This is a genomic window from Olivibacter sp. XZL3, assembly GCF_004368405.1.
GTDB lineage: Bacteria > Bacteroidota > Bacteroidia > Sphingobacteriales > Sphingobacteriaceae > Olivibacter.
In genome coordinates, this window is sequence record NZ_SBJH01000056.1 from 37,640 (window position 1) to 55,972 (window position 18,333).

Annotated in this window: 14 protein-coding genes; 2 read left to right on the forward strand and 12 right to left on the reverse strand. The window is 43.7% G+C overall.

The genetic code is table 11. From position 1 onward, the window contains the following. Positions 1-94 precede the first annotated feature (94 nt). A complete protein-coding gene (locus tag EPX21_RS12000) occupies positions 95-1,318 on the reverse strand; it encodes a metallophosphoesterase (protein ID WP_134089937.1) in 1,224 nt (407 codons plus the stop codon). A gap of 190 nt (positions 1,319-1,508) precedes the next feature. Between EPX21_RS12000 and EPX21_RS12005 the strand changes: the two genes are divergently transcribed. Continuing rightward, positions 1,509-2,429 carry a CPBP family intramembrane glutamic endopeptidase gene (locus EPX21_RS12005; RefSeq protein WP_134089938.1) on the forward strand — a complete coding sequence of 307 codons (921 nt, stop codon included), beginning with the start codon at positions 1,509-1,511 and terminating at the stop codon, positions 2,427-2,429. A 6-nt stretch (positions 2,430-2,435) separates the two neighbouring features. On the opposite strand, the gene EPX21_RS12010 is transcribed toward EPX21_RS12005, so the two are convergent. From EPX21_RS12010 to EPX21_RS12055, 11 genes are all read right to left on the reverse strand, one after another. Further along, on the reverse strand, positions 2,436-3,023 hold the full coding sequence (locus EPX21_RS12010) for a suppressor of fused domain protein (protein WP_134089939.1): 588 nt from the start codon (positions 3,021-3,023) through the stop codon (positions 2,436-2,438). A 146-nt stretch (positions 3,024-3,169) separates the two neighbouring features. Beyond that, on the reverse strand, positions 3,170-4,036 hold the full coding sequence (locus tag EPX21_RS12015) for an FUSC family protein (RefSeq protein ID WP_206106058.1): 867 nt from the start codon (positions 4,034-4,036) through the stop codon (positions 3,170-3,172). Positions 4,037-4,249: 213 nt separating this feature from the next. Next, complete coding sequence (gene mnhG, locus EPX21_RS12020; RefSeq protein ID WP_134089940.1) at positions 4,250-4,633, reverse strand: monovalent cation/H(+) antiporter subunit G; 384 nt, start codon at positions 4,631-4,633, stop codon at positions 4,250-4,252. Continuing rightward, positions 4,630-4,902 carry a cation:proton antiporter gene (locus EPX21_RS12025; RefSeq protein ID WP_134089941.1) on the reverse strand — a complete coding sequence of 91 codons (273 nt, stop codon included), beginning with the start codon at positions 4,900-4,902 and terminating at the stop codon, positions 4,630-4,632. The genes mnhG and EPX21_RS12025 overlap by 4 nt, the downstream gene beginning before the upstream one ends. Continuing rightward, positions 4,899-5,357, reverse strand: coding sequence for a Na+/H+ antiporter subunit E (locus EPX21_RS12030; RefSeq protein ID WP_240768667.1), 459 nt, complete (start codon positions 5,355-5,357; stop codon positions 4,899-4,901). Before EPX21_RS12030 ends, EPX21_RS12025 begins: the two co-directional genes overlap by 4 nt. Positions 5,358-5,387: 30 nt before the next feature. After that, positions 5,388-6,911, reverse strand: a complete 1,524-nt coding sequence (locus EPX21_RS12035; protein WP_134089943.1) for a proton-conducting transporter membrane subunit — start codon at positions 6,909-6,911, stop codon at positions 5,388-5,390. Next, on the reverse strand, positions 6,908-7,264 hold the full coding sequence (locus EPX21_RS12040) for a Na+/H+ antiporter subunit C (RefSeq protein ID WP_134089944.1): 357 nt from the start codon (positions 7,262-7,264) through the stop codon (positions 6,908-6,910). The genes EPX21_RS12035 and EPX21_RS12040 overlap by 4 nt, the downstream gene beginning before the upstream one ends. Positions 7,265-7,267: 3 nt before the next feature. After that, a complete protein-coding gene (locus EPX21_RS12045; protein WP_134089945.1) occupies positions 7,268-7,681 on the reverse strand; it encodes a Na+/H+ antiporter subunit B in 414 nt (137 codons plus the stop codon). Between the two features lie 2 nt (positions 7,682-7,683). After that, on the reverse strand, positions 7,684-9,993 hold the full coding sequence (locus EPX21_RS12050) for a putative monovalent cation/H+ antiporter subunit A (RefSeq protein WP_134089946.1): 2,310 nt from the start codon (positions 9,991-9,993) through the stop codon (positions 7,684-7,686). A gap of 143 nt (positions 9,994-10,136) precedes the next feature. After that, positions 10,137-10,313: a hypothetical protein gene (locus EPX21_RS22690; protein WP_166670744.1), complete on the reverse strand. Its 177-nt coding sequence runs from the start codon at positions 10,311-10,313 to the stop codon at positions 10,137-10,139. A 70-nt stretch (positions 10,314-10,383) separates the two neighbouring features. After that, the gene (locus EPX21_RS12055) at positions 10,384-14,409 is read right to left on the reverse strand and encodes a two-component regulator propeller domain-containing protein (RefSeq protein ID WP_134089947.1); all 4,026 of its coding nucleotides are present in this window, start codon (positions 14,407-14,409) and stop codon (positions 10,384-10,386) included. 597 nt (positions 14,410-15,006) lie between these two features. On the opposite strand from EPX21_RS12055, the gene EPX21_RS12060 reads away from it, so the two are divergent. After that, positions 15,007-18,105 carry a TonB-dependent receptor gene (locus tag EPX21_RS12060; RefSeq protein WP_240768668.1) on the forward strand — a complete coding sequence of 1,033 codons (3,099 nt, stop codon included), beginning with the start codon at positions 15,007-15,009 and terminating at the stop codon, positions 18,103-18,105. The last annotated feature ends 228 nt before the right edge of the window (positions 18,106-18,333 follow it).

Below are 18,333 nucleotides of genomic sequence, written 5' to 3' on the forward strand. Positions count from 1 at the left end.
CTAGTCAAAGATAATAAATCGTTTTAGCTTTCCCAGCCGATCTAATTTAAACTGTTCAAAACTTAGCACAATTGATAAGAAAGTAAGGAAATAGTTAAGCCGTCCGTTTTTTAAGGGTTATCACGCTGATCTCCGGCCAAATGCCCACTCGGCCTGAAAATCCGATAAAGCCGAAACCACGGTTTACATTGATATATTGATTCCCTTTGTTATATAGGCCGGCCCATTGATTGTAGATGTACTTAACAGCACTCCAGCGGAAGCCGGGAATTTCAATCCCAAATTGCATACCATGCGTGTGGCCGGCTAAGGTTAAATGTACGGGCTTTGGATGCGGTAGGATTTCGGCCTCCCAGTGTGTCGGATCATGGGACAACAATACCGTGAAGCTGCCATTCTCGACAGTAGACATCGCTTTTCCGAGGTTACCGTATCGTGCGAAATTTTTACCCCAGTTCTGCACTCCTACCAAGTTAATAGACTGGCCATCTTTCTCCAATCTTACGTGCTCGTCAAGTAGTAGTCGGAAGCCCATTTCCTTTTGCATGGTTTTTAAGCGATGGAGATTGGCAGCCTTTGCCTCCGCTGAGGGCCATTCCGTGTAATCGCCGTAGTCGTGATTTCCTAAAATAGAGTAAACGCCAAAGGGTGCGCTTAATCGCGCAAACAGACTTTGCCATTCGTCCAACTCCATCGACTCGTTGTTCACTAAGTCGCCCGTCAAAACAAGTAAATCACTTTGCTGTTCGTTTGCTAATTCTATCCCGCGTCTAACCGAGGCATGGTCTGTAAAGCTGCCGCAGTGTACGTCGGACAGCTGCGTAATGGTAAAGTTGTTGAATGCGTCCGGTAAATCGTCGAAGTACAAGGTATGGTGATGCACCTTATACTGATATTTTCCTCTCGACATCCCGTAAATGATTGCTAGGAAAGGAATGGAGCTAATACCCACGATAAGCTGTCCGATAAATTTTCTCCTTTCGGGATAAGGAACGTTGTTTTTTAAATTCCATGCATAAGCTGCCAAGCGCGAGAGGTCTTCCAAAATGAGAAAGGGAAGTACTAATAACTTTGGGATTAATGTAAGCAGAACGAAACCCACCAATAAGAAGATGTATTTGGAAGGAAGCAGTTTGGGATTTACAAACATTAAATACAAAATGATCAGAATCAATAGCAAATCAAAAAGCCAGTAGGCCCAGTGAATTCCATTTCTAGCGGTGCTTGATAAGGTTTGTGTGGCGGTTTTTAGCGATTGAAAAAAATAGAAATCTAAAATCAGCCAAATCGGTATTATAAATAATATTCTACTGAACATTCGTTTGATATTTAAAGCAATAGACGTACAAGGTAGGAAAATGTTGTAGCAAATAATAAGAAATTTTTACCGATGTGCTGATAAATGAAACTTCGCTTACATTTTCCTAGAAGTTGAAAATGCAATAATTAAATGTATTTGAAAACCGCGCTTCTTTTTGTTATCTTGGCTATCCAAATATAATTCAGCTATGAACCTCGTACTCGATGAAATAAAGAAAATAAATGCTTTTATCAGGGAGCCCGTCGAATTCTTCTCCGAACCCTTATCACGAATTGAAAAAGTACGCATCTTTTTCATCGCTTTTTTATATAAGCTTGTAGTAGTGTGCCTTTTCTTGGCCATATTGTATATGGTAGACAAGTACCTAATGGTACTTCGGCAACCTTTATTGAACATGCGCTTATGGGTTTACCTTTTGTTTGCAATCATTGTTGCTCCGCTGTTGGAAGAACTCATCTTTCGTTTACCCTTGCGATATCACCAGAACTGGCTGTGGCGTAAAATAGAGCGCTTATTCGGTTTAGAGCCGAGTGTGTTTTGGAAAAAAAATTATCGATATATCCTATACACCTGCGTACTCCTGTTTGGTGTCATCCATTTAGTTAATTACAGCAATAGCGAATTCTTTTTTTACCTGATTGCCCCGGTGATTGTCGGATCACAACTTTTCGGCGGTTTGATTTTGAGTTATACACGGTTAAAGTTAGGTTTCTGGTGGAGCGTTGTCAAGCATGGGCTCTGGAATGCCTTAGTCATTTTGTTGTCGTTAACCTTTTTTCACAATAAGGAAGTCGTACGGATTACGGAAAAAGACGTCAATTTATCACTTCACGAATTAGGTTATTTAGACAAGAAAGCGCAATCGTTTAAGATCTCACGATTAGAAAATGGCTTGATCGATTTCCTTGAAGTAAGCAACAGTTCCGTACAGCAGCTTATTGATAGTTTATACCTTGACGACGAATTGAAAGTATTAAATGATACCTGGATCAGCTTAAAGCTCCAGGCTCCAGAGGGATACGATCAACAAGCGTTATTGCGTGTTTTAAAAGAACAATATCAAATAACATCGACTGAGAATAGGGCCGTCCCAAGCTCCGTTTTATAGCGGTGACTACAGCACGGAAGGCCGCTGGAGATTGGTAATATCGATTTCTTTTTCCATAAAGAGGCTTTCAAGTGCATCAAACCCTCGTTTCTCCCGGTATATTAGCTCTGCATCCGAAATCGGGATTAACAATAAAAAATGAACCTTTTTGTTGGCAAGCTTCATTTGCTCCAGTTTTTCTTGCCACATCAGTGGCTCCACAAAAAGTAGATGTTTTAAATGTATGCCTTTATGGTATACATCGATTATGTTCTTAAAGACAGCGCCTGGCTGACAAGTCCACTTGTTTTTAATAACGAAGAACCCTGCGGAAGACAATATGTTGGCCCATTTACTACTGCTGCCGTTACCCGCTATGATCAGTTCTATAGGAATATTTTTCACCTTTCCCTTGCTTATTTCTATCTCATTGGGATAATCTGATAGCCCAATTGTACAAAATATTTTGTTTTTCGGATCCAACGGATCGATGCAGTTTAAGATGTGGAGACTGTTCTCCTTGCTGTCATCGTGATAGGCATAAACCTGGGGATCAATACCGATAGCCGCCGCTACTGCATGTGCAAGCTGAATGTTGTCTTGACTGGGAACCATTTAATTATATATATACGGATAATTTGACATGTGCTTAAGTACCGTAAAGAAATGATATTTTTTACAAAAACGAAAGCAAATAGCAACTTTTATCAAATAGTCGACTAAATGCTATGCAACCAGATAAGAAATCGGGCAATGAAAGGTTATTTCGACTTTTTCTTTATCATGAATTTCGCTTTTCGGATTCGTAAGGTGGTATGGTAATGAACGTGTTCATTGAATAACACCCAACCGCCAATGACTCCGATAAAACTGCCTAAAATGATATCGACGAGACGCGCGGTAAAAAGTAGATCGGTGTGCCTGGTCATCTGGCTGCCCGATTCAGCTAGAAAAACAGCGAGTATGGTGATAAAAACGACGGCAACGGTGTAATTGCGAACGACAAGAAATTCTACAATCATTTGCAATAAGATAATACTTATAGCAATGAATAGAGAAGATGGATTGAATGTTGCGATCAACCATGTTAGTCCTAATCCCGCCAATGTACCCGCTATCCGTTGAACGCCTCTCAGCCAAACATGTTTGGAGCTTGCACCTTGCATGACGGCTGCACAGGAAACGGGTACCCAATATGGATTTTCCAATTTTAAGAGGAAGGCTTTACCAAGTGATAAACCAACAAATACACCGAAGATGATAGACTCTACGGTGTTCGTATATGGATTTTTGGTGGGTAGGAGTGTCTCGGAACCCCCTTTCTCTTTTAATGTGAGCAGACTATAGATAAGTCCAATTCCGCAGGTCAAAATGGTACCCATCGCCATAAAGCCGATTTTCTCGGGTATTTTTTCGGGATGAAAAGGTGTACAGATGGCAATGGAAGCAGACATAATGAAAAAGAAATTTCCCGGAGGTCGGGTGAGTCCTAAACGGTATAGGGTATAGTGTATTGCAAAGGCAAGAATCGCAAGGAAACAGGAGGCGACAAAAAAGCTAAAAGAAAAAAAGAGCCCCAGGCTATAAGAAACCATGATGCAGAAGCAACAAGCCATTAATAAAATCATCCGTTCTGCTAGCTTATCGGATTGGATGTATAATATGCCTAAGCCAGCTAACGAAGCAAGTTTACCAGCTTCTATGGTCGAACCACCAACCAATCAATACAGGAATACCTACACACAGACCCGCCACCACGGGTAAATGCCATTGCCGGGTCGTTTTATTGAATGCAAGAAGTTGTTTCATGTCAGATTTTTGAACCCACCGTACGCAATCGTTTAATCTTGGTTTTTCCTGTTTTCCTCGTTTCCACTGCTGAGCTCGTGCGTTTCTTTATCGTATTTGCCAGCAAGGTCGTCGCGAATAGTGCCTTTCCACTGCTCGGTGCCAATAAAGTAGGCCGCACGGCCTATCAGGTGGGCGGCAACGGGTGCAGTGAGTGTAAGAAAGAAAATAATAGCCAAGGCTTTAGTGGTGACCGCCACTTCTCCTGTAAAGAAGAACGCTGCACTTAAAAGGAGCAATCCGCCGCCCAAAGTGGCCGCCTTCACTGTGACAGATAGCCGCAAGTAGAAGTCAGGCATCCGTAAGATGCCTATTGCTGCAATCAGAATGGCGATTGCGCCGATGGTGCATAGTGAACCTATAAGAATAGTTGTCATTTTCTCCCCCTTTTTTCTAAATAAAACGAAAACGCGATCGTGCCTAAAAAAGCAATCAAGGCAAGAATCATGGCTACATCAATGAAAGTCGATTCGCTCGTGCTGATGCTGTACACGGTGATGACACTAACTCCAATAGTAATCAACAGATCCAAGGCAATGACACGATCCACGATATTCGGTCCCTTGATCAGTCGGATGAATACCAATACTAAGGCTATGGCCAGTATGGGCAGAATCACATAATCGATATAAGTGCTTAATGTCATCGTATAATCTCCAATAATCTGCGTTCAAATCCTTCCTTTATTTGCTGTATAAAGCGGTCTTTGTCTTTCAGGTACATAACATGGATGTATAATACGCTACGGTCTTCACTAACGTCCAAAATTAAGGTGCCTGGAGTAAGCGAGATCACGGTTGAAAGCAGATTGATTTCAAAATCGCTCCGGGCGTTCATCGGATATCTCACGATACCCGGTTGCATGAAAAACCGAGGTGTAATCATGTCATAAGCAACTTGTACGTTTGCTCTGATCATTTCGTAAAGAAAATATAAGAAAAAACTAATGATCTTGGGCACCCGTGTGAAATACCGACGATCGCTTTCATTAAGGTTCATTACCCACAGCAGAAAAAAGCCAATGGCAAAGCCGAACATGAAATTTGCGTATGCCAGCACGCCGGTTAACGCTATCCATATAAAGGCCAGCAAAAGGTTCATTAAAAATTGTTTTACCATGGTGTTGTAATATTACGGTGATACATTTGTTCCTAAAACGGCTTCAATATAAGGAGTCATGTCTTTCATGTCGCGGGCAATATGCTTCGCAACCAATGCGACGTTCTCGGCAGCTAAGCCGATATATAACGCAATCGCCATTAAAAAAACAATGGGAACGACCAGTAGCGATTTCCTAAAGGCACTCATGGGTTTAAACTCGTCCGTGTAGTTTTCCTCTGCCGGCAAAGTTGGTTGGTTTTTCCAGAACACCTTCGCCCACAATTTGGCGATGACATACAAGGTGACAAAACTCCCAATGATGATAGCGACCAGCAACGGGTATTGCGCATCCATGAAGCCGGCTTCAAATAGGTAGATTTTGGGCCAGAATCCAGATAACGGAGGAATGCCCACTAACGAAAAGAGAACGAGCGCTACGACCAAGGATAACAGCGGGTATTCGGCATACAGTCCACCTAATTTATCCATATTCATGGTGCCACGAAGCTTCCTGATAAGTCCGGCGATGAGGAAAATGTTGGTTTTGACCATCATATCATGAATTAGATAGAACAAAGCGCCGGTGATGGCTATCTCGGAATACATCCCTAATCCACCTACCATAAAGCCAATATGGCACACAATGAGATAAGAAAAAACCCGCCGGATATTGTTTTTTATGACCGCACCAAAGCTGCCTGTCAGGATGGTGAATATCGCCAATACAACCAATAATGTACGCAGAAACTCATCGGGAATAAAGATTAAGGTAAAAACCCGGAACAAGGCATATATGCCCACTTTGGTGAGTAAGCCCCCAAATATTGCCGCTACAGCAGATGGTGGCGTATGGTAGGAAGATGGAAGCCAAAAATACAAAGGAAAAACGGCCGATTTAATGCCGAATCCGACGATAAAAAAGATGGAAACGATATCGACCAGCTTGCGGTTTTCGAGGGCAGCAATTTTAAGTGATAGGTCGGCCATATTCAATGTGCCGGTAATACCGTATAAAATGCCAATACCTGTCAGGAAAAAGGTGGAGGCTAAAACGTTCATAGCCATGTATTTAACCGATCCTTCAATTTGAGCTCTGCGGCCGCCAAGTGTCATCAATACAAAGGACGCAATGATGATAACCTCGAACCATACATAGAGATTGAAGATGTCGCCGGTGAGAAAAGCCCCGTTAAGCCCCATTAGGAGCAGGTGAAGTATGGGGAAGTAACCGTACAACATGCGCCCTCGGGCAACTCCGGTGGCCGAGTAGATAGAAACGGCAATCCCGGAAAATGAGGTAAGTAATACCATGGTGCTACTGAAAACGTCGGCGACGAAGGTGATGCCGAACGGCGCGTCCCAGCCTGCCGCTTGCATGGTAAGAATACCGTTGTCCCATACTGCCGTGAATAAGCGAATGGCTATCACCATAGCAACCACGCTACCCACGACGCTGATAATGCGCTGCGCGACCGTCTTACGCCACAGAGCAAGTAGCACGATGGCTGTAAACAAATGGATAATAACGGATAAAATAAGGGTATTGTCTGTCATATATCTTCTTCTTCCGGAGTATTTAAGTCGTCTAAGTCGTCCGAATTGATCAGTACGTAAACGCGTTTCAATAATACAATGGCAAATGCTTGTAGGCCAAAACTGATGACAATCGCGGTCAGAATCAGCGCCTGAGGTATGGGATCCGCATAAACATCAGTAAAAAACTTGGCGGCACTGTCGATGACAGGAGGGGCGCCCTTTGTAATTCTTCCCAACAGGAAAATAAGAAGGTTAGCTCCATTACCCAATAGTATCAGTCCGATTAGCAGTTTTACCATACTTCTTCTGAGTAACATAAAGATGCCCGTAGCATACAAGACACCGATGAGTATAACGAGTAATAATTCCATGATTTATCCGCTATATTGAGCTATCGTAAATAAAATGGTCAGCACCACACCAATCACTACTACATATACGCCGATATCAAAAAATAAGGCAGAGCCAATTAGCCCGATGACCGGCACTGGCTGGTCAAACCACAAACCGGTCATAACCGGTTGGCCGTTCAGCATTGGTGCAAACATGCTAATTGCCGCCAAGGCGAGACCGACTGGAATGAGCGCACTGGGATGAATGCGGAGTAATTTCAGTGTTGCTTCGGTGCCATGGGTGAAACTATGCAGTACAAAAGCGATGGCCGCAATCAAGCCACCTACAAACCCGCCGCCTGGAAAATAATGTCCTCTCAATAAGATGAATATCGAGAAAAGCAGCAAAATCGGCAATAGGTAGATCGACGCTGTTTTTAATATAGTACTCTTCATAATTATTCTTTTTCGGATGCTTTCAGTTTTAATTTCAATAAACTAACCACGCCAATGGCCGCAATGCTGAGTACCACTACCTCAAACATGGTATCGATTCCCCTGAAATCGACAAGAATCACATTGACCACGTTTTTTCCTTTAGCTAAGACGTAAGCATTCTCGCCATAAAATTTGCTTACTGCATCGTCGAAAGGCTGGTTCATCGCTTGTATAGTGATCAGTGCAATGATGGCGCCGAATGAGGAAGCCAACAGCCAATCACGTATCCTGTCGCGGCGATTGGCTAAATTGAGAAATGGTGGAAGCCTGAATAATACCAATACGAATAATACAACGGTGAGCGTATCAATGGTAAATTGGGTCATTGCCAAGTCGGGCGCACTATAAAACACAAACAGGAGGCATATGCAATAGCCTATTACGCTGGTTGCCACCACGGCTGTTAAGCGCGATGAAGTGTTAACCGTCAGGAAGATCGCTGCAATCAGAATGCCCAGAACGGCCACTTCATAAACGCTGATCGGAGAAAGATGGGCGGGTATCCATTGGATGGGGCCGCCTGTGAATAAGCGGAAACCCAATAATAACACGGCGAACATGATAATCCGAAACAAGTATACGCGTAAAAATCCGTTATGTAATGTGCGGGTATATCGTGCCGCAAAGCGGCGTACGGCCCTGGCCAGCTTGCCGAAAATATATTGAGGGGCGAGGTAATTGAATCGTTCGATGCTGGCCATACTTTTGCTAGACGGCTTACGCATTAAGTACAAAAGGGCGCCTAAGGCAAGTGTAATTCCACTCAATAGCAACACTAAATTGAACCCGTGCCAAAGTTTTAAAGGCGAGTCAAACGTTTCGTTAATCATGGCCGTCGCTGCCGGGTTAAGCAGACTGGCGTCTATCAAAGCCGGAAAAGCGCCAAAGGCGATTCCCATTAAGGCTAACAGTAAGGGCGGCGTCCACATCAGCCAATGAGGAAGGTGTACCGCTTGATAGCGTTCGGGCAGCTTACCAGCGAATGGCTTAAGGCCTACCAACAAGCCGGCATAAAGCAGTAGTATATTGGTAATAACCGCCAGTGAGGTCAGAACGATGGGCATAATCCCCTCGGTGTGCAAGGTTGCTTCATAAATCTGGTCTTTACCAATGAAACCAAAGGTAAAAGGCAATCCTGCGCTCGACAGAGCGGCCAGCAGACCGGCAATGGCCAGCGGTAATAATACCTTGCGTAGCCCTCCAAGTTGCGTGATTTCGCGCGTACCTGTTTCATGATCAAGGACACCGGTCGTCAAAAATAAGGACGCTTTGTATAATGCGTGGACGAGTATAAATACAGCAGCGGCCAGCAGAGCCTGCTCGGTGCCAATGCCAATAAGGAACACTAAAATGCCGAGGGCGGAAATGGTAGAATAAGCCAATATGCTTTTCAGGTCGGTACGGAATATTGAGTGAAACGCACCATAAAACATCGTTATGCCGCCAACGACAATAAGCGGATAGGTCCAATATTCGGTGCCGCCTAATATTGGATACAGTCGGGCCAAGAGGTATACCCCCGCTTTGACCATGGTGGCCGAGTGCAGGTAGGCCGATATGGGCGTAGGTGCCTTCATTGCCCCAGGCAACCAAAAATGAAAGGGGAACTGTGCTGATTTAGTAAAAGCCCCGGCAAAAATAAGCGCGAGGATGGCTGGATACCACGGATGAGCCTTTAAAAACGAGCTTGCATTGAGCATTTCCTGTATGGCATAAGTCCCCGACAAATGTCCCATCAAAATCAAACCTGCCATAAGCAGGAAGCCTCCGCCCCCTGTGACGGCCAAAGCCGTTAGTGAACTTTTACGCGAATTGGCATCTTCGTTATTGAAACCGATCAGGAAAAACGAACTGATGCTCGTCAGTTCCCAGAAAATGAAGAGTAGTAATACATTGTCTGCCAAGACAAGCCCTAGCATGGAGGCCATAAACAAGCTCAGGTAAGCATAAAACCGATCCAAATAGCGATGCCCCTTAAGATAGGAAGATGCATAGAGAAAAACAAGTGAACCGATGCCAGTGATAAGTAATGAGAACAGCAGTGAAAGTCCGTCCAAACGAAAATGGAAATCGACGCCGAGGGACGGAACCCATGGATAGTGGAAGGAAATCGCCTCGCCATTAGCGATCGTTGGAATAAAACTGGCAAAATACGCAAATAGGCTAGTGGGCAACAAAGAAATCAGTACGGCCAGTCGACCTTTGAACAGCCTGCCCAAAGGGATCAGCAATACGGAAACAAACAGGCCCGCAAGTACAGCAATTAGCATCAATAAATTCGTTTTAGTTCTCGGATTCCCACTAAAATATATAAAATCTGCGAATGTGTCGCATAAAAATTGGAAAAACTGAAGGCCGTCGTTTCTTATTTACCTAACCATCTTTTCTGTTCCCTGATTTTCTGGCTTCCTGATTATTGAGATTTAGGGCCGGTAGCGGGAATGGGAGGTAAGGCTCTACAGTCGTCCGAGATCGCTTCGGGAATTGTTCGACACTGCTTCGACTGCGCTTCGGGTCGGCTTCGACTCGTTCCCGAAGCGCAGTCGAAGCCGACCCGAAGCCGACCCGAAGGATTCCCGAAGAAAGTCATAGCCAGATGGGTGTAAATTTCGAAATACGGGTGTTAGTTTGACCTTTTGCCTAGCCGTTAATGCCGCTTTTTAACAGCTTTTAAATTGGCCGTGTTTTCTAAAGTGCAGCTCCTTATACTTTTGTGGTGAAAGCTGATAATACTTTTTGAAAACTCTACTGAAATAATTAGCGTCCCGATAACCGGAAAGGTAAGCAATTTCATTGATCGGTATATCGTTTTCCAGCATCATCAACGCTTTTTTTAGCCGATATTCATTCAGTAATTCGGTGGCATTTTTATTTAAAATACGTTTCAGATGAAGGTGTAGGGATGTACGGGATATATGCATCGCCGCAGCAATATCCTCAATGGAAATTGCAGGATTGGCATAAAGTCTTTCTAACGTAGTACTCAGTTTAGCCAAAAAATCCTGATTTCGGTTATTATTGACGACGCTGTCGCTCGCAAAAGCGCCAAGATTGACCACGTGTTCTCTTAATTTAATTCGCGATTTCACCATGTTGGCAACCAAGAGTTCCAATTCTTTTAGATTGAAGGGCTTTCCAATGTAGGCGTCTGCGCCGATATCCAGGCCCTCAACTTTGAGCTGCTCATCCTGACCGTCTGATAAAAGAATGATCGGAATATGGTCTAGCTGTTTGTTTTGTTTTAATTTAAGACACAATTCCAGACCATCGATCTTGGGCATTTTTACATCACTAATGACGATATCGGGAGGCGTTTTGTTGATCTTCTTCCACGCCGTAGCACCGTTTGTGGCCGCCATTACGTGATAGCTTTCTTGAAAGTGCTGAGATAGGAAATGTAATAATTCTTTGTTGTCTTCAACAAGGAGTAAGGTGTGTTGTTCGCACCTAGCTTGCTCTTTTGGGTGTGCAGTTGTTGGTAAGTTCGTTGTTGTTGGGGTGGTCGTGTGAATAACTGATTGATGTTGCTGCTCTTGTTGTTGTGCTGTTAACTGGTTGTATATCGTTAAACTGAATGAAATCGTGGTCCCGTCCCCCGGGATGCTTGAAGCATCAATACTTCCATGAAGGCTTTTAACCAAACTGTTCACCAAAGCCATGCCGATTCCTGTACCGGTAATGGCTTTATGTTCAGGTGATCGATAGAAAGGGTCGAAAATATGCTTTAGGTCGGTTGCCGACATACCTGAGCCCGTATCGCGAACGACGAAATTGACCATTTTTTGATTGTTTTGAACCGTTAATTGCAGTCGTACTGAAATACAGCCTTCATTCGTGTGTTTTACGGCATTGGATAGGATATTTGACAGTATTTTTTCGAATTTATCTCCATCAAAAAATACGACTAGTTTGTCAATTTCTGAATCGAAAGAAATACCGAGGCTTTTGCCTTGCGCCAATGTTTCAAAAGAAGCTACAATTTGCCGCACAAATGCAACCAGATCGGATCGGCTGAAACGTACGGACAAATTATCTCCATCAATTTTCCTGAATTCAGCTAACTGATGGATGAGGCGGAATAACTTAGATGCGTTCTTTCTGATATGTGATAATTCCCTGTGTTGCTTAGGGTCTATGCCTTTGTCGTTGACAAATTTATCAATGGAAGCGAGGATCAGTGTCAGCGGCGTTTTAAACTCATGCGATACAAAGGTGAAGAAGTTGATCCGGTGTTGAGTAAGGGCCTCCGTTTTTTCTCTTTCGATATGGGCCAATTGGATCTCCATACGCTTTTGATGGATAAAACGTACAAAGCGGGTATACAGATAGATAATTAAGCCAAGGAGGAATGTATAGAAAGCATAGGCTAAATTGCTTCGATAAAATGGGGGCGTAATATGTAGATTGAGGGATCGTTTCCTACCGGTAAAATTACCGGCATCATCCAATGTTCGCACATGGAAGGTATAATTGCCCGGCGATAAATTGGTATAAGTGGCACTCATTTTATTCCCCACATAATTCCACTGTTTTTCGAAGCCTTCCAGATAATAAGCGTATTTGGTACTTCCGGGATTAACGTAATTGATCGCCATGTAGCTTAATGTGAATACATTTTGGTTATAAGAGAGATTGATGTTACGGGTATACGCTATTTGCTGTTTCAAGATCGAAGAATCCGAAGCAGGGTGTACGTCCTTATTAAACAATTGAAATCCGGTTAACACCAGAGGATATTCCTGCTTATCGGGCAGTGCTTTTAAGGGATTAAAATAACATAGTCCATTGATACTGCCGAAATAAAAAATGCCGTCACTGTCTTTTAGGGAAGATTTAAAATTAAATTGATTGGTACTTAACCCGTATTTGGTGTCGTAATTGATGAATTTTCTTGTATGTGGATTCCACTTGGAAATCCCGAGGTTTGTGCTTAGCCAAATGTAGCCCGCATCATCTTCTAGGATGCCATAGACGTTGTTGTTCGCGAGCCCGTCTGCCGTGGTATAATGTTGAAAGGAATCTGTTGCAAAATTGTAGACGCATACGCCGCCGTCCAGGGTGCCAAACCATAACCGTTGATCGCGGTCTTTGTATACGCTGATAATTTGGTTACTCAGTAAGGACGCATCCTTCCCCGCGTTGGTATAGTGTTTCATGGTTTTGGACGCTGGCTTATAGCGGTAAATCCCATCCTGCCTCGTGCAGATCCATAAATCACCATTTTTATCTTCTATCAAATCATAAATAAACTTATCTCCCAAAATTTCTGGGGCCAACAAACTGAACTTACCCGTTTTGTAGTCAAATTGGTTTAGACCTTGTTGGGTGCCTACTAATAGTGTGCCACGGCTATCTCGATATACCACATATACGTGGTTATTGGACAAGGAATGGGCGTCTGATGAGTTCGTGGTGTAAATCGTTGTCGTTTTATCCAGCGTATTAAAGCGATGTAGACCACCAAAAAAAGTACCTGCCCAAATATTTCCGTAGCCATCATTATGAATCGCGTGTACGTTGTTGCTATTGAGGTAAAAAGGATGCGAGTTTTTGTTAATATATTCAAAGGAGTCGGTTTTCGGATGATAGATCGAAATGCCACCATCTTCCGTTGCCACCCAGATATGATGTAGACTATCTTCCATTAATTGGCTGATGGCTTTTCCTCTTAAACCGTTATTGCCGTCGCTGGGAACCATGTTTTGGAAACCTTCCTTGCCTACAGGAATGTAGTTGACCCCTCCAAAGTATGTCCCGATCCAAACCGAGCCGTCTTTGCCAATAAAAGTGGAATAGACAGCCTGATCATTCAACGTTTTTGGATTGTTGGTAAACGATTGTGAATAGTTAGCTGTCTGCCCGGTCTTTAAATCATATATATACAGGCCGTTTTCGGTACCGATATATAAAAAGTCTTCTCTGCTTCCAGCGATCGATCGAACGGTATTGCTTTCCGTATTTTCTTTGGCCGCAAAGTGCAACTGCGTAAATCGTTGGCTTTGGTCATCGTAACGATATAATCCCTGGGAAGTAGCTAACCAAATGCGGCCTTTGGGGTCCCGGTGAATCTGAAAAACGGTGAAATTGGTTGTTTTTACGACGGGAAAAGGGGGAGGCATAAACGTTCTTTCGATATGGCCTGTTCTGTCTAAAATAAGGAGGCGCTCATTAACCGCCAGTAGGATGCGGTCTTTCGATAAGGCGCATAAAGCCCGAGCGAATCCGCGGATAAGTATGCGAGCTTTGCCATTCCTGATTTGAAACAGGCCTATTGCTGTACCTACATACAGTATGTCGCCTGTTTCCGACAAGGAATGGATAGTAGGCATATGCGATTCCAACGGATAAGGCACAAGACGGTCTTGAAGTGCATTATACCGATAGAGCCCATGATTTGTGCCTACATATACAGACTTTTGATGATTCAGCAAGACGTTCACCTGGTTCGCCGATTTCCCTAAAGATACAGTGTCCAAATAGTAGCTTTTCACGTTGCGGGAATCAAATCTATTGAGGCCTTCTCGGGTGCCGAACCACATAAACCCTTGCTCATCTTGGGTAATCGCATATATCGTATGATGTGACAATCCTTGTGTGGATGTAATTTTCCGAAAGCGGATATTGTCGCCAAATGCATTGTGAAAAAGAATTATCAGCAAAATAAAAATGCCAGACTGTTTAAGCATGGTTAGTTTATAGTAGGTTAAGCGAAGTTCCGAAATAAAAGTTAAAAAGAGGTTCTAAATCGTATTTAAAACATTTTTTTAAACGAAAATCCTTTAAAATGTAACCTATGTGCTAATGGGAATCATTTTTTTCGTCTAAAATTGTCCTATAAACCAATTGTAACCTTTATGGCTTTTTTCGATATGCGACAATCTTATGTTTATTGTTTCAAATAAGTATGCGGTTTTTCCGAAGCCATAGAAGAGTCCGACGTTATAACTGAGTAGTAAAGATGAGGAGGTGAAACGGTGCTATTATCCTATTGGGATAACAGCCGAAGATATAATCCATGCTATTAATATCTAACCATAAATATAAACCATATGAACCAGTTAAAATTCAACAGGCTTACCAAAAGGCTAAAGTACCTTTTTTGGATCATGCTTAGGCGAGCGCTCTTTGGCTAATGCACGAAAAAAGTTGTAAATGAGATAGTAATCTAAAAAATATGCAGGGCGCTAGCTTATTCCTTGTAAATTCTCTAAAATTGTCGATGAAAACTATAGACTTTATATTAAAACTATGAAGAACTTTAATCCATCAAAAAATTACGTAATATGAATCAATCAACAACAAGAAAACGCCTGATACGCAGCCTGCCAAAATGGTTGCTTTATTTCATGCTATTTACCGCGCCGAGTCAATTATTAGCACAGGAGATGCGTGTTAACGGAAAGGTGTCAGACCAAGAAGGAAATCCGCTTTCCGGGGTAAGTGTTTTGGTAAAAGGAACCTCCATCGCCACTATGACCGATGCAAAAGGACTTTTTTTATTAGTTACCAATCAAGCGAATGCCACCCTGCGCTTCACCTACGTCGGTTATCAGCCGCAAGAGCAGCCCTTAAACGGCAGAAGCAACGTGGAGATCACGCTCGTTTCAGAAAGCACTGCCTTAGATGAAATTGTAGTCATCGGTTATGGACAAGTGGCCAAGAGCGATCTGACGGGTTCCGTTTCGTCGGTTAAAGCAGAGGACTTAACCAAGGGGGCGAACGTCAATGTGCAACAAGCTTTACAGGGCAGAACGCCCGGCGTGCAGATTTACCAGAAAAGCGGGGAACCCGGCGCGGCGATGAGCGTACAGATACGGGGTATTACCTCCATTACCGGAAACAATGCGCCTTTGTATGTAATTGATGGAATGCCCGTAAATGACGCGGCCGCCATTGGCTCGCCCGGCGTGGGCGGAGCAACGAACAATCCCAATAACCGTACACCACTCAATGCGCTCAACCCGTCAGACATCGCATCCATCGAGATTTTAAAAGATGCCTCGGCAACCGCCATCTATGGCTCGCGTGGCGCCAATGGCGTGGTGTTGATTACTACGAAGAAGGGAAAGGAGGGTAAATTAACAGTGACCTACGATGCCAGTTACGGACAACAGCAAGTGGCCAAAACACAGCGTTATATGACCGGCGACGAATATACATCGGCCATTAATGGTATCATCGAGGAAGGCCAGCTAAATACCAGCGTATACCAACCGGTGGAAGGAACGAATCACAACACCGATTGGCAAGGCCTGCTCCTGCGGGACGCGTCGATCCAAAGTCATGATATTTCCCTCAGCGGCGGCAATACCCAGACCAAATACCATATTTCTGCCGGATATTTTGATCAGGAGGGCGTTATGTTAAATTCATCCACTAAACGTTATAACGCCCGGGTCAATCTGGAAACCGGGGAGGCGTCTAAATATAACGTTGGTATTAACCTGGCTACGGCTTACATTAAAGATCATTATAATGCCAACGGCGTTGGAATTAATGATAATGCCAGTGCCTTGTATATGGCGCAGAACTATGATCCTACCGCTCCTGCTTATGATGCGGATGGTTCCTATTACCGTTCACCTTTAATGGCGCCCATGGATAATCCTTTGGCGGTGATTAACGGCCAATATTCGATCGGCGATACCTATCGGACTTTCGGAAATCTCTATGCCGAATATTTTATTCTTCCTTCTCTATCGGCAAAGGCCCGGGTAGGCGCCGATATCAACATTTCGCAACGGAATTTTTGGATAGACCCTTCAACCCTTACCGGCGCTTCCTATAATGGCTATGCCGATGCCCGTGACGGAAAGCGCACCTACTACTTGTTAGAAGGTACCTTGAACTATAATAAAACTTTTGGTGAACATAGTCTTTCTGCGGTAATTGGATCCACCTACGAGCGCTATACCTCCAGCTCGCTGATTGCTAATTCCCGTGATTTCGCCTTGCCCGACCTTACCTATTACAGCATAGGTACGGGTAACGCCCTGTTAAATGGCGTGAATAACGGTGCAGAGGAAAATCGATTGTTGTCGTATTTGGGTCGGGTAAACTACTCCTATGCAGGTAAATACTTGTTTACGGGATCTATACGAGCAGACGGTTCCGCACGCTTTGGTTCGGAACAACGTTTCGGCTATTTCCCCTCCGCCGCTTTGGCCTGGAAAATCAAGCAGGAAGAGTTCCTGAAAAATGTTGGATCTTTGGATGATTTAAAATTCAGGGTAAGCTACGGTGTTACCGGTAATCAGCCCAATATCAATTACCTCTATTTTTCTACCTATGCGATCGGTAGAACAGCCGTTTTTGACGGTGAGAGAGTCAGTACCATTGCACCTACAAGGAGTGCCAATCCTTTTTTACAATGGGAATCGGCTCATCAGTTCGATGTCGGACTTGATTTTGCTTTGCTGGGTTCCAGACTTTCAGGAAGTGTAGATTATTACAATCGGAGAACCTCTAATCTTCTCTATAATATACCACAGCCTCTCAGTTCAGGCTTCGGTGGCCGAACCGAAAATGTGGGCAGCATGCGTAATACCGGTATAGAATTGGCGCTGAACGGAACGATCGTTGATGGCCAGGATTTTAAGTTGGATGCTAATTTCAATATCACCACGTTGAAAAACAGGGTGCTGAGTTTAGGACAGGTGGAACAATTTATCGGCTCCGGCCCCGGCAACATCGGTCAATATAGCATATTGAAGCCGGGAGAATCCATGGGTTCGTTTTACGGCTATCTCGTAGACGGCATCTGGCAGGAAGGGGACGACTTTTCCCTGGCTCAAGCTGGCGTAAGACCCGGCGATTTGAAGTATCGTGACTTCGATAATAACCGCGTTATCAATGCCGACGACCGGGTCGTCTTGGGTAAATCGTTACCCGACTTTTACTATGGCTTTAACACTAACTTCCACTATAAAAGTTTAGCACTATCCATTTTCTTTGAAGGTTCAAAAGGTGCAAAAATGCTTAATAGCAGTTTGGCCGATTCGTATTATGCGGTTGATTTCCGTCGGAATAAGCTCGCCGACCTTTACCTCAATCGCTGGACAGCGGCAAACCCCAGCACGGAGTACCCTTCTTTTATTCCCGGTGATGTACAGGGGACTAGGCCGGTAACCAGCAAAACGGTTGAGGATGCTTCTTACCTGCGACTACAGTCGGTACGTTTATCCTACCAGTTTTCTTTACCGGAAAGCCTATTTCTTCAGAATATCACCGTATTCGTTAACGGGCAGAACTTGCACACCTTTACAAAATATAGCGGTGTTGACCCCGCCGTAAACGCCATTGGTGATGATATTTTACGAGTGGATTATAATTCCTACCCGCTGACGCGAACATTTACGGCCGGAGTTAATGTACAGTTTTAGATCAGAAAAAAAGGAAAATATTGGTTTACAATAAGAAAATCAAGAAATGAAACCATCATCGTTTATTCAAACCACACAGAGGGATGAATAAATCTGATACCTGCCTACGGTAGGCAGGGCTTTATTACCATTTAAAAACAAATTATGTACAGATCGTTAGTTTGAAACTTTAAAAATGAATACAAGGAAAAGCATCATGTTAAGAAGTGTTACTTTGGCATAAATAGC